This window comes from Alteromonas sp. 14N.309.X.WAT.G.H12 (genome assembly GCF_036697315.1).
In the GTDB taxonomy this organism is placed as follows: Bacteria; Pseudomonadota; Gammaproteobacteria; order Enterobacterales; family Alteromonadaceae; genus Alteromonas.
The window spans coordinates 223493-245131 of sequence record NZ_JBAHZB010000001.1; the positions used below are offsets into that span (position 1 = coordinate 223493).

Below are 21639 nucleotides of genomic sequence, written 5' to 3' on the forward strand. Positions count from 1 at the left end.
GTTGCTGGCTGCCCCGCATTGTTCTCGCGTCATTTAGGATGTCACGACTGGCCTTACGGGTAATTCCGCTTTTTATAGCTATCTCGCATACCGACTCACAACGCTGTTGATCCAATTCGGACAATTGTCTCAGGTTATTCAGTGTTTCTGGATCTCGACTCACACCTATATCATAAATGTGCCTTACACAAGCAGGCATTTTCAATAAGGCAAGGTGTTGGGAGATGTAAGCGTTGCTTTTCCCTAATCGCTCTGCCAGCGCGGATTTTGTCAACGAGGGATCCGCTTCGAGCGCATCTCGAATCCCTTCAGCCTCCTCCATCGGCTTCAAGTTTTCTCGCTGGATATTCTCAATCAGTTCGCCAATGATCTCATCTGATTTTGACTGTTCCTTGGTGTTGACTATAATGTCAATTTCGTCAATCTTAGCCAACTTCAAAGCACGCCACCGACGTTCGCCCTTTTGGATAACGTATTTACCATCCTTGTTTTTTGGTCCGACAATGATTGGCGTTTGCTGTCCCTCTACTAGCATTGTCTGCGCCAGGCCCTCAAGTTCATCAAACTCCTTTCTTACCTGTTTTTTAGACACGACATCATTGACACTGACCGTAAGGACTTCTTTGGTTTTCTGATTGATATTCTTTAAGGCTGCTTCTTTTAAACCTTGAAGGTTCCGCACTTTTAACGTCATTTTAGCCTACCTTTTCCAACATTTCTTCTAACACCGCTTCCACTTCCTTGGCCGCCACATGACCATAGCGAAGATCCCAAATCGGCACGCCGTCCGACACCGCGGTATCCAATGGTGGTCGATGCATGATTTTATTTTTAAACATTAATTCTGGGACTGCATCCTGAAGTGCTTTCAATGACCGCTCATGATTTACCGAACGGTCCATGTCATTAATGATGATTCCCAGGATTTCTAAATTGCTGTTAAACGCTTCTCGAACCCCCAAAATACTTTCTATTAGCCCTTCAACACCATCAATCGCAAAGCCTGATAGTTTCACCGGGAACGCCACATGCGTTGCGATTGTGAGGGCGGCTAACAGTTTACGTCCTAATGACGGGGGGCAATCAACGATGACATAATCATAGTTCTCAAGCAATGGTGCCACATGCTTGCGCGGATTCAACGCTGTTTCTAACTCCGAGGACTCGACCTCGAACAAGTCGGGATCATTTGAAGGGGAATGGATCAAATCAATACCGAATGGACAGTTCATAACCACAATATTTGATACTTCATCTTTGAACAGCTCTGCTGTTTTCGTACCGTAAAAGACCGGGTCAAAAGAACCATCTTCGTTCTGAATTCGGTTTGCTATCCGGCTTGACGTGTTTCCTTGCGCGTCCATATCGATAACAAGTACTTTTTTCTTCTTTTTCACGGCAAGATAAAACGCGGTTTGCACGCAGAGAGAGCTTTTCCCAACCCCACCCTTTTGATTCGCGTAACTGATCACTTTTGGCATATTACCCCCGGATAAAATCCATTTTATTTTCACATGTGAAAATCGAATATTAGCTTTTGTTGCCTTTCATCACATGAATCAGGCAAGTATTCTGCTAACGCGTTAAGTAAAATTAATAACTTTATACTACCTACCATTATGTGATACTTCAATATGCTTTTTCATTCAAAAAGAGAAAAAAACAAAACTTCAGCTTTATAGGCTCATTTTATGGATTCATTGCGCGTTTATCGCGGTGAGGATAATTAAAATATTTTAGGGATTGTTGACAGGCTGGCGGAGGGGCCTTATAGTTTGTCGGGAGTGATATTGCGCTCGCCCTTACAATATGGATTTTGTAATCAAAGGATGTAAACATGGATGTTATGACCCGATGGCAGGGTGACTGCCTTACCGTACCTGTTAATACGCAAAACAATCACGAGACACTTCGTGAAGTACTCATGGAAGCCCACACCGCCGCCTCCCTACGCCAAGACAAAGACGGATGGGGAACCATCTTCGAAGTTGAAGAAAACACCTCTGTAGAATCTATTGAACATTTAACAAATATTTTTGAATTCGAAACGTGGGCCAAAGAAAAAGGCTGCATTTCGTTGGCCATTGTTATGCCTGAATCTATGCTGGATAATTACCAAGCAATCACCCCCCTTTTAAGCTTTATGCACAACCGTGCTCGTGTCTTTTTCAATCGTGAAGACGCAATGGACTGGTCGATTGAAATGAAGCAAGCCCGCCGACGGGAACTATTGCACTGAATGACCGATACGGAAAGTCGCTGGCGCGGTTTTTTACTTAAAAGCGACATCGGTTCTACTGATATTCTACTGCCTTAACAGGATGTTGAGGGTCAAACAAAAGGATTTACGTATGTGTGGTATTATTGGAGCCGTCAACTTTGATGGCTCACCGCTAGATATCGATGACGCGATAATGTCTAAGAATATGTCGTTGATGGCTTACCGTGGTCCTGACGCTCAAGAACAATGGGCTCACGCAAAACACCCCGTCCGACTTGGACACCTACGACTTAGCATTTTAGATACTCGCCCTGAAGGCAATCAACCTATGCACTTAGAAACCGACAACGGTGTTCTAAGTATGGTCTTCAATGGCGAAGTGTATAATTACATTGAAATAAAACGACAACTCCAAATCATAGAGGTTGGCGGGGTTCCTAAATACACTTTCCAGACAACAACCGACTCCGAAGTTGTCTTGGCTGCTTATGCGGAATGGGGACCTGACTGTGTGCATCGATTTAACGGTATGTTTGCCATCGCTATCTATAACGACAAACATAAAGAATTGATTCTACTTCGGGACAGATTAGGCATAAAGCCATTATACTACGCAACAACAACGTCTGGCGTCTTTTTTGCTTCGGAGGCCAAAGCAATTCGCGGATTACTAAAAAAAAAATGTCCTTTAAATATGGGGCAGATCAAAAGTTATATGCAATACGGCTATGGTATCGGTGAAACGACCTGTGATGAAGGGATCTTGCGACTTCAACCCGGGCACTTACTTCGCTTAAATGGGAATGCGGCTGCACCACATCGATACTGGACCATTAAACGCCCCCTTAAAAAGAGTCGTGAAACTTACGTTAATTACGCCACCGCGGTCACAGAGGCCCGACAAATCTTCTTTGACGCGCTACGCTTGCAACTGCGTTCGGATGTCGATCTTGGTGTGTTTCTTAGCGGTGGGCTGGACTCAAGTGCCGTTGTAGCCGGTCTTTACCATCTTAATGCAGACCGACAGCTTAAAACGTTCTCGGTTCGATATGACATCGGCGATTATGGGACTGGGTATGATGAATCCATTTTTGCTGAGATGGTGTCAAAGAAGTATGGGACTGAACATCACACTTTCACCATGACCGCAGAGGACTTTGAAAATTATATCCCTGAATACGTCCGGACTATGGACGAACCGGTAACGGAGGCAGCAGCGCTCTCGCTGCATTTCGTGTCAGAACTGGCCAAAAAGCACGTTAGCGTGGTGCTATCTGGTGAGGGGGCGGATGAAATTTTCGGCGGATATGACCTCTATCTATATATGGAAACCCTCGAAATTCTTCGTAAAATCGTCACCCCTTTTGGCGCAAAACTGATTAAAGGACTCGCGGACAAACTCTTGCCGACCGGCAATAAAATACGCAAGTACGCCAATATGATGAGCGTTCCTTTTGAAGATCGTTACCGAGGGCTTAGTGTCTATGACCCCACTTATCATAAAGCGTTATTAACTAACAACATCCTCTCAGCAAATAATGAACATGAAGCGTTTGCCCGACGCATTATGAAGGAAACGCGCGGACAAGAGCTACTCAGCCGAATGCTGGAGTTTGATACTAAAACATGGCTTGTCGACGATCTCCTGATTAAGGCAGACAGGATGAGCATGGGTTCATCCTTAGAGTTACGCGTACCCTTTTTGGATCACCGAATGGTGGAGTTTGCAGCCGCCCTACCTTCTCACTATAAAATCCAAAAAGGAAGATTCAAAGCCATCCTCAAGGACATGCTAAAGGGGGAGCTCCCTGACGACATTTTAAATCGTAAGAAACTAGGCTTCCCAACCCCTCTTTGTCTGATGTTTAAAGGCCCATTACAGGGGTACATCAAAAAACGCTTACTAGAAGGGAAAAAACTGGATCACTTCTTCGAGAAAAGGGCTGTTATAACACTCTGTGAAGAACACTTCAGTGGGAAAGTCGACCATCATCGCATCCTTTGGCAACTTGTTGTTCTCGCGGAATGGATCGAACAAAACCACCCAGAATATCTAAAGTAACGAGGTTTTATATGGAACGCATTCTTGCTATTAGCACCTTATTCCCAACAATAGAAATGCCCTCGCATGGGCTTTTCGTATTTAAGCGTTTAGAGGCAATGGCGGCGCAAACTAATGTTGAGGTGACCGTATGCAACCCGGTCCCGACGTCCTTTATCCATCGCCTTATGCCTCGATACAAAGCACAACAAAGCGTCTCGTTTCAGCGAAGAAGTGGGGGCATGGATATATTTTGCCCGCGATACAAAACGATCCCAGGATTTAAAAAAGATCAGGAACATGAGAGTTTAATAGAAGATGTGATGCCCTATCTACTTAAACTCCATGAAAAAAGAGATTTCACGCGAATCGATGTTCACTGGACCTACCCTGACCTACCCCTCGCTATTAAGCTTGCGAAACAATGGGGTATCCCCTGTACTTTGACATTGCGTGGAATGGAGGCATTTTATTTGGCGGACAAAGACCGGCGTTCCAATATCATTCTTAACCATATCAGCAAAGTCGACAATTTGATTTCGCTCAGTCAGGAAATGTTAGATTTTGCGAATAAGCACAGCAAATTCGTCGGTGGCTCAATTGTATCCAATGGCACAGACACGTCTAAATTTGGCTATATTAATCAGCGTGTCGCTCGCGCTATGGTTTGCCCTCAGCTATTAGACAGCGACCTTATTCTGGGAGTAGGCGCAACCATTGAAAGAAAGGGTTTTCATCATGTTATTGACGCGATTTGCGAACTAAATACAACTGTACGCAAAGAAAACCCCATCCGGTATTACATTATTGGTGGCCCAGGCATGGAGGGGAACTTCGAATCTGTTTTACGTAAAAAGATAAAGCACTATATCAACCTAACGGGGAGGCGTGACGACATCGTGCTTTTTGGGATGGAGAGTAATCAACTCCTTCCTTTTTGGTATAACGCGGCAACCTTATTTTGCCTTAGCAGCTTTGGCGAGGGAAGCCCTAACGTGCTGACGGAAGCTATGACGTGCGGATGCCCTGCGATAACGACAAACGTTGGAGCCGCGCCCGACATTCTTGCCCGGTACCCTGAGTCAGGCTACGTCATTCCTAATCAAAAAGACATGACTGATGAGCAGGCAAGAAAAACGTGGGCGGCAGCGATCCTTTCCGCGCTAGAAAATAAACCTGCCGCCCCAACACGCGCCCTCCAAGCAAGGTTCGTGAAAAGGTTCACCTGGGAGTGGTGCGGGCTTAGCGCCCTTGAAGTGAGCGCCCAGACGTACACGGAAATCCCATGATTGCGCTTTTCACCCTTTCATGCGCCGTCATAGACGCCGCGGTCGCCGCGTCTATGTTGTTTATCTTTACCATCAAGAACCAAACGGCATCCGTTAACACCCATTCCGGCATTCTCTTTGGTGGTGTTTTTATCTGGGCCGTCTTGTACGGCATACTTCACCTCTATTTTCCGAACGACCTGTGGCTTGGTGCCTTTGGTGACATTATAAAAAATGGGGGGATTGTCTATTTTGTGTACAAATTGTCGCGGCATAAAATTAACCACCCGAAATTTCTGTCGACCGCCACTTTTTTGTCATTGTCAATCATGGTGATTGCGTTTTTCTTACCCATTAGCGCCGACTGGCGGGTAACCTTCTACGGCATGGCCGGTATCGCATTTTGTGTTACCTCATTGCTTTTTTGCGAGCGTGCCTATCATGTGTGCATAAAGGCCGATGGCAACACAGATTTCCACCTCATCGTGGGCCTAACGGTAATTATTCTGGTCGAGTTTATTACATACTGCGACGCCATTTTTTCAGCCCATTTCAAACAGGGCCATGTCCTCTTACGTATGATGGCCATGTTGTTTGCCTTTCCACTCATCTACAAGGGCATTAATGGACTGCGTAAATCGCCACTACGACTGTCCATTTCTCGTCCGCTTGCATTCCATGGTTCGATAATGTTTATTGTCGGCTCATACCTACTTGCCGTCTCCTTACTAACAACGTTATCTAATTATTTTAATTATCAATGGGACTATACGTCTAAGAGTATTCTCGTGGGAGGACTCCTCTTCCCAATAAGCTATATCTTTTTGTCCCGCAGGATCAGAAGTGAAATTAGGGTTTGGGTCAACAAACACTTTTTCGCAAGCCAGTTTGACTATCGCCGAACCTGGCTCGAATTGCTGGATTCCCTTGACCCGACACTTAATGGGAAAGAAGCAGCGGATTGCGGCCTTAAAGCCTTATTGAATATTCTTGACCATACTCGGGGCGCTTTCTTCACCGTAAATCCACGCCGCGGGAACGTCACGATGAAAGGGACCGTGAATCTCCACCTCAACGAAGCTTCTTTTTATGAGTTAGAGAGCGTCGTGCGTCAAATGAGTGATGAACACACACACTGGATCATTGACGTAACGGAATTAAATCACTCCCCGACAACATACCCAATGTTAAGTAACGGCACCCCTAACCTTCTTGAGGATGGCGTTTTGTGGGTCATCCCCGTCACGAAAAGCAATCAGATTGTTGCCGCGATAATGATTGGGAAAGAGGAGTACGCTCACTGGGAGTTAAACTGGGAAACACGGGATTATCTCAACGCATTAGCGCAGCATTTATATCGTTACTACGAGGCCCAAATGAGCCACCAAAATGTGAATGAAAGTTCCCAACTACTCGCCTTTAGCCAAACGTCCGCGTTCGTGACACATGATATGAAGAATGTTTACGCGCAACTCAGCATGATCACCAAAAATGCAAAAGAACACCGAGATAACCCGGAATTTGTCAACGATGTATTCAATGATCTTGATGGGATGGAGCGACGAATGAAAAAGATGCTTTCTCAATTAACAAATAAAAATAGGGATAACCATACTTCCAATAAGCAAATTATCCCCGTCATGCAAACAATACGACGTATTGTTGAAGATCCGGCATCGATAAAACACAACATCACCCCACAAATAACCCACGCAATCAACGGCGAGAGCGCCTTTTTTTGCGATGCGGGAAGATTCGAAAATGTGATCCGCCATTTATTAGATAATGCTCAGCAAGCCTCGATAAACAAGGAATATCCCGTCGTCTCCGTGGGTTGTTGGAATACTGAAAAAAATGTTATTATTAAAGTCACAGATAACGGTGTTGGAATGGATGATATATTCATAAGGAAGCGTCTCTTCAAACCCTTTGATAGCACCAAAGGAAATGCAGGAATGGGCCTAGGCGTTTACGACGCAAAGGTCTTTTGTGAACAACATGACGGCACCATCAATGTGAATAGTGAGATAAACGTCGGAACGACGATCGCCCTCACTTTACCTATTCGTGCGTAAAGTCTTGCCCAAGGAGGGCGGGGATAACACAGGCTGACAGTGAGGTCAGCGAAGAGGCGAGACGACCCCTCTAACTGCAAACCAAGGAACGGCTATGAATTTACTGATCATTGAAGATGAAGCAGGTATCCGCAATCAATATAAGTGGGGCTTGAAAGGACACGTTATTTCGATGGCCGAGGACGCAAACTCTGCCATCGAAATGTTAGACAAGCAAACGCCAGAAATCGTACTCCTCGATTTAGGACTCCCCCCAGATCCGGACAACGCCTCTGTTGGGTTGAAATTACTGAGTGACATTAAAGTTTGCCATCCCAATACACGAGTGATTGTTTTAACCGGCTCAGAACAGCGCGAACATGCTCGCGAAGCAATCCGACTTGGGGCGGCATCATACTTACAAAAAGGCGTTGATATCGAGCGAGTACAATCGGCCATCGACCAGGCGGCCCTCCACTATGAGCTTGAACAAGAAAATCGCTCGCTAAAATCGCAAAACGTAGATGTAAAATCCACACTTCTTGGTCATAGCGAAAAGATGATGGAAACGATGCGGTTAATGTCCCGGGTAGCACCCTCAGACATTAGTACGCTGCTAAACGGCGAAAGTGGTACCGGTAAAGAACTGTTCGCTCAGAACCTTCATAGACTCAGCGGAAGAACCGGTGAAATTATTGCTATTAATTGCGCATCAATCCCCGGCGAACTTCTCGAAAGTGAACTGTTTGGTCATGAACGTGGGGCATTCACCGGCGCGGTAAAGGCTAAAAAAGGAAAGGTTGAGCAGGCCAATGGAGGAACGCTTTTCCTTGATGAAATTGGTGATATGCCACTTGAATTACAATCAAAAATGTTGCGCTTCCTGCAAGAACGTAAAATTGAGCGGGTCGGCGGTAGTAAACAGATAGATGTCGATGTCCGAATTATCTGCGCAACACACCGCGACTTGAAACAGATGACAAAACAAAAAATCTTCAGGGAAGATCTCTACTTTCGTCTTGCCGAATTTGAGCTCAAGATCCCCCCGCTAAGAGAGCGTGACCAAGACGTCTTACTTATTGCTGAACACATGCTCGGTGTGGTGCGTAATACCGAGCGTAACGTCTCAGCGAAGTCGTTTGGAAGCGACGCGGTCTCCGCTATGCTTCACCATAAATGGCCTGGAAACATCCGAGAGCTGCAAAGTCGCGTAAGACGTGCTGGGCTGTTGTGTGACGGGGAAGTCATCGGGGCTGTCCACCTTGACTTACCATTCAAGGAATCGATGCTTTACGCCCCCTCATCTTGGCTTTACGGAAGCCAGGTTGATGATGATGCAACATTAACTGAAATGGAAGAGGATTTCTTTGCTCGCATACTCTTCGAAAGATACCGGAAGTTTTCATTCAACATTAGTGAAACGGCAGAAAGTCTTGGTATTTCTCGTCCCACTTTCTACGCGAGAGCCAAACGTTATGGGCTCCGAGCCGAAGAACCCGCGCATTCCAAGCAATCTGAAGCTACAAATTAGCAAAAGGGAGCCTAAGAGGCTCCCTTTTTAACGTTCGGGGTAAAGTCCCCGGCGGGATTTGTTGTTTTTACCGAAGTGATACGTATACGTTGCGAAAACCGAATATCCATCAACTTTGAAGTTTTCACGGAAGGAGTCGATGTTCGTGTGTTTTACGCCCACAGAGACTTCGGAATTGCGATTAAGCTCATGCTCGTAAACCAAACTAGCCTGCCGCTCGACGGTACGGCCTAACCCAGCGCTTTTTGTGTCAGCAAAATAGAATGCGGGTTTTATGGCACTAACATCATCCAACGTCCATTCCCCGTCGACATCAACCTCAAACACCTCTTTTCCTAGTGTGGAAGAAGAGGCGTCCGATTCCGATTCCATGCTACTTTCTTCTCGCCACTCGACATTAACGATATGCCGCCATTGGGACAAGTTATCGTATTTCCATTCCGCGACCGTTTCTTCAACGAAAACTAATCGCTCAACGATAGGATAAGCGTAATTTGAGGCGGTGTAGGTAAACTGGTCATCGCCAACCAGATAATCGTCACTTTCTGGCTCGAAACAAACTGCAGTCGCTGCGTCCTCAATATCACACACGTATAAAGTCTCACCGACTAACACTTTTTGATTTTGGCGTCGAACTTCTATTGTCTCATTATGGGAGGCAGTGAATGTGTGACGTTCGTTGGCATAAATTAGAGAGGCGGACTCAACATCACTATACACACGCTTCTGTTTTTCCCAAGAGGCGGACCAGTTGGGGGCTATTTGCCAACTGGCAACCCCCGCCAAAAAGGTACTGTCGTTACTATGGTTCCATTCATGAGTCACCTCAACATAGAAGCGTTCACCCCGCTTCCACGCCAAACCAATTCCGTTCGTCTTTAGCGATTGAGTATCGCTATCGCCCTCTAAATCGATCAAGGACGAGGAGTCTGTTTCCCCGTAATAACCGGTTGCGACCAAATGAAGATGGCCATAAAGCGGCAACCGCCCTTTTATCGATGACTCAATAGAGTCGTACACATCATCGCCGTTCCGGTAATATTCTGTTCGGGTCAGGTCGGCATACCACATTGTGTCAGGGTCATTGTCGTATTGTCCTAATTTGGCATATCCTGTCACATTCCCAGAGTCGATAAAGGATGTCGATACGTCGCCGGCCTCCGAGTCCTCTTCCCCTCTGCTACTGCTGCTACTGTCAGAGTAATCTATCTTTACGACGCCATCTAAGTCTTTTGTTTCGGGTACAAGGTAGGCCAGACCGGCTCCCTTTTCGTGCATCAGGATATTGTTTTCATAACCAAACAATTGGCTGTCGAAATTGCCTTGAAAGTCGGTAAGGTAATCATGTTTTCTTGAGTAATCCGCGTAAGCTGTCAAGCGTTCCTCAAGAAAAGACCAAGTGTTCCCCCAAGTGACGTCAACATAATTTAGTTCTACGTCACGGGATTCCGTGTGCTGATAATCGACCCACTCCACTTTAAGTGACGAAGAGTATAGGTTACTTTCGTAATCACTGGTTGTAACCAATTCCGACGCAAACACGGCTTCGTTACGCTGGTTGTTTTCGGGCTCACCATCAATATCTACTTGGTAGGCTTTTAGGGTCGCACTGGGTGAAATGGTTAACTCACCGGCATGAACGTTCACAACGGTGATCCCCAACGCTACCGATACGCAAAGGCACAGTTTCGTCTTCATTATCAAAACCACGCCTCAGATATTTTAACCACATCCCCAGGCATGAGGTCGACATTGGCATCCAAGTCCGCATCATCCATTAAATCTTCAATACGCACACGGTATAGCTTTTTATCTCCATCTTGAATGCGGATCAACGTTGCATTGTTTCCATCAGCATAAGGGCTCAAACCTCCAACTTGAATCATGAGGTCCAACAGCGTCATCCCTTGCTTGAATGGAAGCGCTCGTGGGGTCACTGCATCACCTATTAACTTAACCTGTTCACTCATGGAGCCAGATGCCTGCTTTACAATAACAGTAACTTTAGGATTGTTAATGTAATCCTTTAGGATTTCCGTCATGTGTTCAGCAAGCATTTCGGTTGTCAATCCAGACGCGGGTATCGCTTCAGTGAGAGCCATGCTAATTTTACCGTCAGGTCTTACCGTGTAATCCCCTGACACATCTGGGTTATCCCAAACAAAAACAGAAATGACATCGCCAACGCCTATGCGGTAGATATAATTGCCATTGCTATCAACAATAGCGCCTTGCATCATGGCGGGAGGCAAGGTGTTATTTGCACACCCCCCAACAATCATCGCGACGGCCATAACTAAAGCCGATTTGGGCACAACGTATTTCATTTAGCTACTCCTTGCTAATAAGTCTGTAGGTTCTCGATGACGATCCTTTTCTTTCGACGGTCGAGTCATTTTTTTAATAGTTCAGCACTCCATGCAATCAGCTTCTTTGTACTGTGTTGGCGAGAGTGATGGGCAATATTGCGTTCCCAATATCCAGAATGTCTGTTATTACTTTTTGACGCGCTACCGTCATTTGCTTGTTCAAAAAACGGCAACACGAGATCGCATAAGCGTCTGTATACACCGCCCTGGCTATCCGCGTGATAAACCCCATCGTGGGACATGGACGCGGAATAAGTCGCGCTGTCTTTAGGCGTCATAAGGAAAATACTCTTACCTGTTGCCAAGTATTCGTACACTTTCCCGGGGATTTGTCGATTGAATTTCGCGCCCTGAATCAATAACAATGCATCGGATAGATACATATTTTTTAAGGCTTCTTTAAAGGTCACACCCGGCTCGAATTTCACCATGTGTTCAATCTTTAACTTCGCAATAATCTCGGTATAGTCACTCGCATTTTTAACGCCCTGAAAAACCAAATTAACCGGTTTGTCTGGGTTTTCTTTTACGAATTGCGCAAGAGCATGAAATAACGGTACGGGATCTCTACCATCGCTATACAATACGCCTGCGTAATAAATGTTGAAGATGCCTTTGGGGAAAAGAAGGGACTGCATTTCATTTGAATCCACTTCCCGAGCAACGGATGAAAGTAAAGCGGCATCGTACCCATTAGGCATGACGTGCAAGTCGACCTCTCTGGAATTATACCGAGCAGCATAAAGAGCTTTAACTTCCGGCGTCGCAAACGTGTACATATCGACATTCAGCGACACCATTTCATCAATTTTTTCAAGTTGCGGACGTAACGAATTCGGGGTTTCTCTATGCAAGTGAGGCATTGGATCTCGATAGTCCGCTATCCACTTAGCCCCAGTCATCAATTGGATGCGGCGGGCAATAATATGAGGGCTGGGCGTTGGCGAACTAGACCAGATAAGGTCTGGCTTATAACGACGTGCGTACATAAACCCCCTAAGCGTAGATAAGGGTACCCAGGTTTTACTCCATCGGTCGGGGGTGGCAAGCCTACCTATATGTTTCCCTCCTATTGCCAAATCATTCTGTGCATCCAGTGCGATAACGCGCATGATTTGTCCATCGGGATTTTCAGGAAGCATCCCCTCCGCCAATGGCTGCACGTTGTCGTATGCAGAGGGATGCGCGGTCAATACATCTACGGCATAGCCTGCATCAAGGTATTGCCGGTAAACAGATAAGATCCGCTGAACTGACGCCCCATTGCTCGGTGGGAATTCAAACGCGATCATTAACACGCGCAGTTTCCTTACATCATTCATACATTCTCCCCGGCGATTTTCATTGCAGATAACGTCAAAAGGTAAGGGTTCTTTCTGTAAGGGAGAAAGCGCGGAAGTAGCATTGGATCACTTGATGGCTCGACGCCGCCGTCCTGTGTTGTGAAAGCATAACGAAAACCTAGCCGACGCAGCATTTCCGGATGGCGACCCACATCAATATCATGGAAGGGGTGGCCATTCGGGTAACAGAAAAGGTCTACCTTTTTTCCTATTAACCGTTCTAGGTAGTCCCGGTTTTCTGTAACTTCCTTTTCAACGCGCTCTAATGATTCTGACTTGAGGATAACGTGATTATGTGTATGACCACCAATATCGTGCCCCTCATCACTCAATCTTTTCACTTGAGAATCATTCATCATCATCACGGGGTAAGGCAACCCACCTAGCTTAAATGACCACCGGGTTAATTGCGTTTCACGGGTTCCCACATCGAGACGCTTCATTCTTTCCATAAGAAAATTAATCTTGGACCGTTCGTTCATTCCATCTAAGGCACTGCCAACCTCGAACACCCAATTATGACTGCCAGATCGCCGAACACACTCGATAACTTTATCTTGCCATAGCATCCCTTCTCGGGTTCCAACGGTGGAAATGAAAAACGTGGCTTTGATGTTGTGCTTATTCAGTATAGGTCGGGCAAGTGAGTAGTTATCGAGATACCCATCATCAAAACTGATACCCAGCAAGGGTTTTTCACCAACATCCGCCACGCGTTTTTCCGCGATCTCTCTTAAACTGACAATGTTGAATGATTTCTTCAATACACCAAATAAACTGTCCAGCTCGTTTGCCGTCGGGTCGTCAGGATAATAGGGATCAGGCTCCGTGAGGACTCGATGGAAATAGAGCACGGCAGAATGGCCATGAGGGTTAAACCGCCATTTAACCACTTTCCCTAGTAGCGAAATCACGTTTGTGAGTGACACGTATAACATTCCTTGTCTTATGCACGATACTGAAAATATATCATGGTTTAATATTTTTTTGAATAATTATAAAACCAAAAAAAAAGAGAAAACATGCTAATATGTGCGCTGAATGGATTCTGAAAAATGGAAATTGAAACGTGTCTATCTACAATGTCGTCACGACAGATCTCAATGACGTTAAAACCCAGCATGCATGGAACGCTTTTGTTTCTCGACATCAAGAAGAGGGACATCACCACTTATCCGGCTATCTGCAAGCAATCAAAAAAGCCTTCAACCATGATCTCATCTGTCTAATGGCAACGGACAGGTCTTCAGGGGAAGTAAAAGGTGTCCTACCGCTTATCGGGATTAGAAGCTTTCTTTTTGGGGACAAACTCACCTCTATACCTTTCTATAATTACGGTGGCCCACTATATGATTCTTTTGGGGCATGCGAGGCCCTTGTTAACGAAGCTAAATTAATCCGAATAAAACGTAGGTACCAGTCTTTAGAGTTGCGCTGTATGAAAGATCACTCAAACCAAGGGGGACTTTCAGTAGAAACACATAAAGCCTGCCTTGTTCTAGCGCTCCCTGATGCAATCAATAAGATTGGGGTTGGGAACGCAAAAAAACGCTCGAAACTCCGGTCTCAATGCAAGCTTGCAGAACGAAAGGCGAAAGAGATGGGCGTTCCGCTCGAACAGAAATTTGGTACCAATGATGTCTTGTTTAATGATTTTTACTCGGTTTTCGCGAAGCGTATGCATGCGCTTGGCACCCCAGTTTATGGCAAGCACTTTTTTCAAAGCATACTCGATAATACACCCTCGACCATAACGGTTGTTTATTGGAACGGCAAACCGGTGAGTTGTGGGTGGTTGTTTGACCATGGGGACCGGATCAGCATTCCATGGGCCAGTACGTTAAATGAGGTGAATCGCTATGCGATCAATTCACACATGTATTACAACATACTATCGCGCTGTATCGATGAGGGACGTAAGTTGTTTGACTTTGGGCGCTCAACAATTGACGCTGGAACTTACAAGTTTAAATTACAGTGGGGCGCGGAACCCCAGCAATGTTATTGGCATAAGAGCTCTGATTTGCTCAAAGCAGAAGACCGGCAACCCCAAGATACGTTTTCGCTTGCGGTAAAGTGTTGGAAAAAAATTCCCTTATCGGTCGCCAACTTGATTGGCCCATTTATCATAAAAAGCATAGCGGCTTAGCGGCGATTGTAAGTCGCCCGCTTCGCCAAACGCATTCATTTTAACGAACAAGTAAGGTTTCTATAAGGATCCTTATTGTTCGATGTCACCCATTCGTCCGGGAGGCTGATATCATACTCTGAACTCAACAGTGTTTTTAATTTCTCCAGATCGACACGGGCACTATCCTCGTCTGCTGGCAAAGTTGATTCGTCATTTTTTATTAACCAAACAAAGGCTTGATTAGGGTATTTGTCATAGACATGGATCCGCCATATATAGTCTGGCGTAGGAACACCATGGGTGCGTATAAACAAATCATTAGAGGTGTCATTACCCCAATAATTACCTAGATAAACGGTGACAGGAGCAACATCCCTTGCACACTCCACACGTTTTTCCAAATGACGCCATAACCCACGGGTATTTTGAACGCCATTATGAGGTACAACGTTGGTCATCCGGTTAGTTAGACTCATGTAATATTCACTATCATCGTTATGGTTTGAGGTGATCCCATGGCCACGGTGATATTGAGGGTGTCCAGGCGTCTTTTTATAAGAGCTGGTTGTTTTTTGCGAAGGACAGTCATAGTTTTCTAGCAAAGGCTCTTTATTGAAAGGCTCGTAGCGAGGCAAATCCCCCACGTCTTCATGGGCAACAAATGTGGAGTAGTCAAACCCGCGGCGATTACAGTCGTAATAGACCGTAAAGCGATGATAATCAATCACCAGCTGTTCCCCAGTGAACGCCAAGACTTTGGGCGCAACCTCATCAGCGTCGGCAGCGGAGGATGAGTCACTTTCCCCCTTATCATCACGGTCGTTCCACGCTTTGAGAGAGTGTTGCGCCACGGATTGAATTTTTTTTACCCAATATGATTTATCCGTAATGTCACTCAAGGCGCAATTCGAGACCGCGAGCAGATTCAGAGCAATAACGAGACGAACGATAAAGCGAGACATACAGGATTCACCTTTTAATGTTTTGGTTTGGTTATATTAACATAGATATGAGTTAGTTCAACTGTTTAGTTTTCGTTTTTCTTTTAATTAGATGGCATGAATGAAAACCACTTGGCGCGGGAGGCTATCTTGTTTTTCAGCTTCAATAAGAAAAATAAAAGGTGTCTGCGGCGAACCCACCTCGCTCTTGCATGCACATTGTAACGGTCGGCGAAGTGCGCTTTATACTGTGCCTCGCCCGCCATGAAATCATACACAGAACGCCCCTCTAAACGCATTCTTTCGATAAGCTCTGCATGCATCCAAATCCCCAGGTGGATATGATTGTGTCTGAAGTTCTTAAATCCCGACAAATAGAAACCCACCCATGGCCCATCCTCAAGAACAAGTGTCGCGCCAAGGATCTCGCCGTTTCTTTCGATATAGAAACAGCGGGGGCGAGATTCGCATTGCGAGGAGCGAAGAGCCTCCGTCATCTGGGACAACCACACCTTGTAGAAAAGCGGATTATCGAAACCGCTCGGGGTGGCTGTGTCTTTCCATTTATCGGAATGCCAAGCGGCCATATTTTCATAAACACGAGAGAGCTCATGCTCATCCCTAACTTCTTTTAGATTGTCAGGACTTAGTTCCAGTTTTCGGGAGGTCTGAGAGAGTTTGCGCCGAACCGATGATTTTGGTCTAAATGGTGTGTTCAACGAACAAATAGCCCCTAACTCTTCATTTTCAATAAAACAATGGAGCCGTGAAGAAGCAGACACAACGCTTTGCATTTTTTCTTTTAACGCAACATATTGATAGATTTGGTGAGCCCCGGTGAATCGAAAAACAGCCTCAAGCCAAAAGGCCCAGGCTCCGGCCCTTTCCTCCGCAGGTAAGACCAACAAAGGTTCGACATACTCCGGCCAAACCTGGTCAATATCCGGGCTTCCACTTCGAAAGATACTCACGGTTTTAAGAGTGATTAACGGTCCGACGCGTTCTTGATTCTCTGTAAAGAAGGTGAGGCCAACACAAGCGCCATCAGCAAATAAAGCGGTGCTGTAAACAGGGCGGTCTGCTGGCCAAAACAAAAGCCAGTTTTTTAGAAAGATGAAAGACGTAAAGTAACGACGAAAACATTCGCTTTGCCGTCCGTAAAGGCGCTCCCAAATCTTGCGGGACTCGGTGAGATAGGCCACCATAGTACCTGCATTAGTATGACGTTTATTTACAACCGTGTACTTCAACCTAGCGTCCTTGCTGTCGTTAAACCTCGTGTTTCAACGTCAAAATACCACAGATATTTTTCTTTAACAATAAAGTACATCGCGCATGATTGTGCTAGTATGAAAAACGAAAAAATAATATACCGACATCATCTAAAAGGATTTTTATGTCAACACAATGCGTGGCTCATCTCACATATAGCTTTGGTTATGGCGGGCTAGAAAAAGTGATTGCGAATACAATCTTGCACAGCCAACACTACCCGAACACGCAACACATAATTATCTCCTTAATTGACAACACGAGCCTAAAAGAGACCCTCCCTTCCAATGTAGAAGTATTCACGCTAAACAAAAGGCCTGGCACCGATCTCCGGGTATATAAAACACTTTACCGACTACTCAAAGATAAAGGTGTCACCGTTTTTCATACGTATAACTTCTGTACCATCGAATACCATGCGGTCGCGAAAGCTTGTGGTGTTCCTCGACGAATTCACGCTGATCACGGCATGGGCGGAGACAGCAGCAAAGGAACATGCAAAAAAAGACGCTTGGTACGGCGTATGATGAGTCATTTCGTCCACAAATACGTTGTTGTGTCTAACGACCTTAAGCGATGGGTGATATCTTCCGTGGGCGTCAACGAAGAAAAGGTCAAATTTGTTTTTAATGGTGTAGCAACGCGACCTCGTCAGCCAGTAAACCCGGCACAAAAAGACGCACTGTCTTTGGTGTGTGTGGGTCGGCTGGAGAAAGTAAAAAACCACGCCCGACTACTTCACGCTATCGCATCCTTTAAACAGTCCAGACCCAACGTAAAAATTCACTGCAACATCGTCGGTGAGGGGAACGAACGCGCTGCCTTGAAGCAACTAACGGCGTCACTAAGCCTTAATGAAAACATTACGTTTTGCGGACTGCAAAGCGAGGTGATCCCGTACCTCAATCAAGCCGATGGCTTCATTCTATCTTCGGACTATGAGGCGATGCCAATCACGATATTAGAAGCGATGTCGTGCACTCTTCCTGTGATCTGCCCTAAAGTTGGAGGCGTGACCGACTTTATTTCAGAGAAAGAAGCTATTCTTGTTAAAGGCCAAGATTCTGCAGCTTTGGCTCGCGGGATAGAACGATTGTATGGCATGAACACAGCAACTCGCCAAACAATGGCCGACCAGGGACTCTCGCTAGTTAATACGCAATACAGTATAGAAACAATGATCGAGGTGTATTTTGGCTTATATCAAATTGAGCAATTGCCTGCGCAACCTCGGTTGCTTTAGCACCGAGTAGTTCACCATAGACACTCAGGAATATCTGAAATCAATAGAACAAACTGATACATAAAGGAAAATTATGTCTGATCGTTTTTATTTGGCGTGTTTTCGAGACACCGTAGGCGGGAATGTCGCATTCCATGCAAAAAAAGGCTCCTATTGCACTGACGTTAATAAGGCGAAAGAGTACTCACTGGTCGAAGCTCAAAGAGCGTGGGATTCCGGCCGAGAGTTTGACCAGCCTCTTTGCGCAGACAGTGTGGACAGGTTAACGACCTACAAAGTAGACTGCCAGCATCTTGTTCTCGCCTCTCCTACGAGCAAGGCCGCGGGGAAATTTGTTGCGTACCAAAACGACCGCTGGCTTGGAAACGACGTGTATTGGCTAAGCGACGACTCCCCTACTGTCAACTTTCAGCGAGCCAAACTCTTTTCTAAAGACGAGGTCGGCTTTCTCACTTCCAATCTCAATGTCACTCTCTTTCCTTTCGATATGGTTGATAAACTGAAAAGGCCGACATTTCCTATGTCTGCTTTCACGCCAAGGAAAATGGTTCAGGGGGCAGGCCTGAAACAACCCTATTGGTTAAAGCAGTACAAAAGACGAAAGCCCAATACTAAATCACGCTGGAATTGTCCTTCCTGTGGGAAGTTTTCTTGGCAGTACAACCCGCATGATTTCGATGGCTGCACGCAGGGCTGTCCGAACGACTACGACTAGGAAAACGAGTGATTCCGATCACCCACAATCGGGTCGTGGGTGATCGTCGGTATTACCAAACTACATTTATGAACTGATGCGCATTTAAGGCCGGTTCATTTTTAAATTCATCATGTGCAACCAGTATGACGCCTATATCCGCCGACAATCCCTCTTCGAGGCTGGTCAACTGATAAAGCTCTGACACATCGTGGTCTTCTCCACAAGGCAAAGCCACACCGCTTAAATCCGTAACGTTAGGTTCAATTAACTCTAACTTAATGTTGGGGTGTTTCTCACGGAAAAGCTTTATGACCTCAATAGCTGGGCTGTTACGCAGATCATCAATGTTAGGTTTGAACGCCATTCCAAAAAAGGCAATGCGCACCGCATTCATGTTTTTTGAAGGGTTGGCCAGAAGGTATGATGACAATTTCTTCTCCAGTTGAACGACCACCCATTCTGGCTTACTGTCATTAACCTCCCGTGCTGTCCGAATCATTTTGGTCAAGCTGGGTGCTGAACTCACTAGAAACCAAGGATCGACAGCAATGCAATGTCCACCTACCCCAGCCCCAGGCTGTAAGATATTCACGCGAGGGTGACGGTTGGCCAGCGAAATAAGCTCTCTAACATCGATAGAAAAATGTCCGCTTATCAAAGAGAGTTCATTAGCAAAAGCAATGTTTACGTCACGACTCGCATTCTCCACCAACTTAACCATCTCTGCGGTTCTCGCGGTTGTTGTTACACAATCACCTTCCACGAAGAGTTGATAGAAAGATCGGGCCGCTTCTGCGCACGCTGGGGTGACACCACCAATTGAACGGTCGTTTTTCACCAGCTCTTCAAGCACATTGCCGGGAAGAACACGTTCTGGACAGTAGGCGATATTAACATCAATTTCGCCCTCATATTGACCTTCAATAGGGAATGACAAATCTTTTCGGATTGACGCGAGCCACGCAGACATCGTGTCGGTAGTCGTTACCGGAGACGTCGATTCCAAGATGATCAAATCCCCTTTCTTTAATACTCCCGCAATACTTTCACAAGCAGCGCGAATATAGCTCAGGTCAGGGCTGTAATTTGCTTTGTGCGGGGTCGGTACCGCAATAACAAAGACATCGGCTTGCTCTACCACGGTTGTTGCGCGAAGTCGTTTAGATGCCACCACCTGTTTCACCATGTCCGCCAATCCCGGTTCTACAATATGAATGTCACCAGCATTAACGATCTTACAAATATCTTCATTGATTTCTAACCCGACAACATCCAATCCTTTTGAGGCTATCAAGGCGGCGGTTGGAAGGCCAATGTATCCCAGCCCTACTATTGCAATTTCATTCAACTTCATCTTTCACTGTCCTTAGTGTTTGCGTTTTTAACGCGTCATATTCCAAAGCCTGGATAATTTTTTTACATGCCCCGCCGTCACCATAGGGGTTCTTCTTACTTGACATAGCAGAGTAAGCGTAAGGATCGTCGATCAGGGTCTGGACTTCTTTGATTATTTTTTTAGGATCGGTCCCTACAAGGCGCACTGTTCCTACCTCTACCGCTTCTTCTCGCTCGGTGGTATCACGCACCACCAAAACAGGCACGCCAAGAGACGGGGCTTCTTCTTGGACACCGCCGGAATCCGTTATGATCATGAATGCGTTTTTCATTAAGTAAATGAAAGGCGCATATTCCTGTTGTTCGATTAACTTAATATTCTCTATCCCACCTAACTCCGCGCGGACTGGCCCCATAATATTAGGATTAGGGTGAACTGGATAGATAATGGCCACATCAGGGTTTGCGGCTTCTATCCTGCGAAGCGCCGCGCAAATTCGAGCGAATCCTTCCCCGTGATTTTCACGACGATGAGCTGTAATTAAAATATAATGCCGGTAACGTTGTTTAATTTCACTTACCACGTCTAACGCTTTTCCTGCGAGGGATGGCTGTTCGTCTATTTTGTCAACCATCCACTTTAACGCGTCAACAACGGTGTTGCCGGTAACCGAAATAGCGCTGTCAGACACCCCTTCATTAAGTAAGGCTTGGCGTGCACGTTCTGTTGGTGCAAAGTGTAGCGCACTGATCGCCCCTGTCATCTTCCGATTTCCTTCTTCAGGGAATGGACTGTACAAATCGAAGGTACGCAAACCGGCTTCAACATGACCAACGGGGATTTGATGATAGTATGCTGCAAACGAGGCTGACAAGGTTGTGGTTGTGTCTCCGTGCACCAAGATGTATGACGGTCTCACTTCAGCACTTGCTAATGCACGATCTAACCCAACCGATATTTTGCTTGATAATTCGAGGAGAGACTGTCCTGGTGTCATTACATTAAGGTCAATATCAGCTACAACACCGAATCTATCCATCACTTGGTCAAGCATTTCTCGATGCTGTCCAGTAACACAAACAGTAACCTTAAAGAGAGGGTTTTCCTTTATCGCAAGAACAAGAGGGAGCATTTTTATCGCTTCTGGGCGCGTACCGAAAACGACCCAGACGTGGAGTTTTTTCTTCAAAGT

General features: G+C 45.8%; 18 protein-coding genes. 8 read left to right on the forward strand and 10 right to left on the reverse strand.

From position 1 onward, the window contains the following. Nucleotides 1-694: ParB/RepB/Spo0J family partition protein (locus V5298_RS01000; protein WP_332929592.1), on the reverse strand; the 694-nt coding region annotated here is incomplete at its 3' end. Nucleotide 695: 1 nt separating this feature from the next. Further along, on the reverse strand, nt 696-1481 hold the full coding sequence (locus tag V5298_RS01005; RefSeq protein ID WP_332929593.1) for a ParA family protein: 786 nt from the start codon (nt 1479-1481) through the stop codon (nt 696-698). A 356-nt stretch (nt 1482-1837) separates the two neighbouring features. Between V5298_RS01005 and V5298_RS01010 the strand changes: the two genes are divergently transcribed. The 5 genes from V5298_RS01010 (at nt 1838) to prsR (ending at nt 9115) form a co-directional block, all read left to right on the forward strand. Next, entirely contained in the window at nt 1838-2239 is a 402-nt protein-coding gene (locus V5298_RS01010) for a hypothetical protein (RefSeq protein WP_332929594.1), read from the forward strand. A gap of 112 nt (nt 2240-2351) precedes the next feature. After that, nucleotides 2352-4283 carry an asparagine synthase (glutamine-hydrolyzing) gene (gene asnB, locus V5298_RS01015; RefSeq protein WP_332929595.1) on the forward strand — a complete coding sequence of 644 codons (1932 nt, stop codon included), beginning with the start codon at nt 2352-2354 and terminating at the stop codon, nt 4281-4283. An 11-nt stretch (nt 4284-4294) separates the two neighbouring features. Further along, nucleotides 4295-5551, forward strand: coding sequence for a glycosyltransferase (locus V5298_RS01020; RefSeq protein ID WP_332929596.1), 1257 nt, complete (start codon nt 4295-4297; stop codon nt 5549-5551). Then, the gene (gene prsK, locus V5298_RS01025) at nt 5548-7605 is read left to right on the forward strand and encodes an XrtA/PEP-CTERM system histidine kinase PrsK (protein ID WP_332929597.1); all 2058 of its coding nucleotides are present in this window, start codon (nt 5548-5550) and stop codon (nt 7603-7605) included. The genes V5298_RS01020 and prsK overlap by 4 nt, the downstream gene beginning before the upstream one ends. 94 nt (nt 7606-7699) lie before the next feature. After that, nucleotides 7700-9115 (forward strand): PEP-CTERM-box response regulator transcription factor, encoded by a 1416-nt coding sequence (prsR, locus tag V5298_RS01030; protein WP_332929598.1) that lies wholly within the window; start codon nt 7700-7702, stop codon nt 9113-9115. A gap of 27 nt (nt 9116-9142) precedes the next feature. Here prsR and V5298_RS01035 read toward each other — a convergent pair whose 3' ends face one another. The 4 genes from V5298_RS01035 to V5298_RS01050 form a co-directional block, all read right to left on the reverse strand. Then, a complete protein-coding gene (locus V5298_RS01035) occupies nt 9143-10813 on the reverse strand; it encodes a hypothetical protein (RefSeq protein WP_332929599.1) in 1671 nt (556 codons plus the stop codon). A 2-nt stretch (nt 10814-10815) separates the two neighbouring features. Continuing rightward, nucleotides 10816-11442 carry an XrtA/PEP-CTERM system exopolysaccharide export protein gene (locus V5298_RS01040; protein WP_332929600.1) on the reverse strand — a complete coding sequence of 209 codons (627 nt, stop codon included), beginning with the start codon at nt 11440-11442 and terminating at the stop codon, nt 10816-10818. 65 nt (nt 11443-11507) lie between these two features. Continuing rightward, nucleotides 11508-12806, reverse strand: coding sequence for a glycosyltransferase (locus V5298_RS01045; RefSeq protein WP_332929601.1), 1299 nt, complete (start codon nt 12804-12806; stop codon nt 11508-11510). Beyond that, nucleotides 12803-13756 carry a polysaccharide deacetylase family protein gene (locus tag V5298_RS01050; protein ID WP_332929602.1) on the reverse strand — a complete coding sequence of 318 codons (954 nt, stop codon included), beginning with the start codon at nt 13754-13756 and terminating at the stop codon, nt 12803-12805. The genes V5298_RS01045 and V5298_RS01050 overlap by 4 nt, the downstream gene beginning before the upstream one ends. Nucleotides 13757-13896: 140 nt before the next feature. On the opposite strand from V5298_RS01050, the gene V5298_RS01055 reads away from it, so the two are divergent. Further along, nucleotides 13897-14976 (forward strand): GNAT family N-acetyltransferase, encoded by a 1080-nt coding sequence (locus V5298_RS01055; protein WP_332929603.1) that lies wholly within the window; start codon nt 13897-13899, stop codon nt 14974-14976. Between the two features lie 35 nt (nt 14977-15011). Here V5298_RS01055 and V5298_RS01060 read toward each other — a convergent pair whose 3' ends face one another. Together V5298_RS01060 and V5298_RS01065 are read right to left on the reverse strand one after the other, a co-directional pair. Next, a complete protein-coding gene (locus V5298_RS01060) occupies nt 15012-15920 on the reverse strand; it encodes a DNA/RNA non-specific endonuclease (protein ID WP_332929604.1) in 909 nt (302 codons plus the stop codon). Nucleotides 15921-16003: 83 nt separating this feature from the next. Next, on the reverse strand, nt 16004-17149 hold the full coding sequence (locus tag V5298_RS01065) for a GNAT family N-acetyltransferase (protein WP_332929605.1): 1146 nt from the start codon (nt 17147-17149) through the stop codon (nt 16004-16006). 146 nt (nt 17150-17295) lie between these two features. Here V5298_RS01065 and V5298_RS01070 point away from each other — a divergent pair, with 146 nt between their 5' ends. Together V5298_RS01070 and V5298_RS01075 are read left to right on the forward strand one after the other, a co-directional pair. Further along, entirely contained in the window at nt 17296-18414 is a 1119-nt protein-coding gene (locus tag V5298_RS01070; RefSeq protein WP_332929606.1) for a glycosyltransferase, read from the forward strand. Between the two features lie 73 nt (nt 18415-18487). Beyond that, nucleotides 18488-19129 (forward strand): hypothetical protein, encoded by a 642-nt coding sequence (locus tag V5298_RS01075; RefSeq protein ID WP_332929607.1) that lies wholly within the window; start codon nt 18488-18490, stop codon nt 19127-19129. 52 nt (nt 19130-19181) lie between these two features. Here V5298_RS01075 and wecC read toward each other — a convergent pair whose 3' ends face one another. After that, nucleotides 19182-20465, reverse strand: a complete 1284-nt coding sequence (gene wecC / locus V5298_RS01080; protein WP_332929608.1) for a UDP-N-acetyl-D-mannosamine dehydrogenase — start codon at nt 20463-20465, stop codon at nt 19182-19184. Then, nucleotides 20452-21636 carry a non-hydrolyzing UDP-N-acetylglucosamine 2-epimerase gene (wecB, locus tag V5298_RS01085; RefSeq protein WP_332929609.1) on the reverse strand — a complete coding sequence of 395 codons (1185 nt, stop codon included), beginning with the start codon at nt 21634-21636 and terminating at the stop codon, nt 20452-20454. Before wecB ends, wecC begins: the two co-directional genes overlap by 14 nt. Nucleotides 21637-21639 lie beyond the last annotated feature (3 nt).

What these genes read in the sequence shown, in the direction of transcription:
- V5298_RS01005 (WP_332929593.1), bottom strand. Translation starts at nt 1,481, where the DNA reads ATGCCAAAAGTGATCAGTTACGCGAATCAAAAGGGTGGGGTTGGGAAA.
- V5298_RS01010 (WP_332929594.1), top strand. Translation starts at nt 1,838, where the DNA reads ATGGATGTTATGACCCGATGGCAGGGTGACTGCCTTACCGTACCTGTT.
- asnB (WP_332929595.1), top strand. Translation starts at nt 2,352, where the DNA reads ATGTGTGGTATTATTGGAGCCGTCAACTTTGATGGCTCACCGCTAGAT.
- V5298_RS01020 (WP_332929596.1), top strand. Translation starts at nt 4,295, where the DNA reads ATGGAACGCATTCTTGCTATTAGCACCTTATTCCCAACAATAGAAATG.
- prsK (WP_332929597.1), top strand. Translation starts at nt 5,548, where the DNA reads ATGATTGCGCTTTTCACCCTTTCATGCGCCGTCATAGACGCCGCGGTC.
- prsR (WP_332929598.1), top strand. Translation starts at nt 7,700, where the DNA reads ATGAATTTACTGATCATTGAAGATGAAGCAGGTATCCGCAATCAATAT.
- V5298_RS01035 (WP_332929599.1), bottom strand. Translation starts at nt 10,813, where the DNA reads ATGAAGACGAAACTGTGCCTTTGCGTATCGGTAGCGTTGGGGATCACC.
- V5298_RS01040 (WP_332929600.1), bottom strand. Translation starts at nt 11,442, where the DNA reads ATGAAATACGTTGTGCCCAAATCGGCTTTAGTTATGGCCGTCGCGATG.
- V5298_RS01045 (WP_332929601.1), bottom strand. Translation starts at nt 12,806, where the DNA reads ATGAATGATGTAAGGAAACTGCGCGTGTTAATGATCGCGTTTGAATTC.
- V5298_RS01060 (WP_332929604.1), bottom strand. Translation starts at nt 15,920, where the DNA reads ATGTCTCGCTTTATCGTTCGTCTCGTTATTGCTCTGAATCTGCTCGCG.
- V5298_RS01070 (WP_332929606.1), top strand. Translation starts at nt 17,296, where the DNA reads ATGTCAACACAATGCGTGGCTCATCTCACATATAGCTTTGGTTATGGC.
- V5298_RS01075 (WP_332929607.1), top strand. Translation starts at nt 18,488, where the DNA reads ATGTCTGATCGTTTTTATTTGGCGTGTTTTCGAGACACCGTAGGCGGG.
- wecC (WP_332929608.1), bottom strand. Translation starts at nt 20,465, where the DNA reads ATGAAGTTGAATGAAATTGCAATAGTAGGGCTGGGATACATTGGCCTT.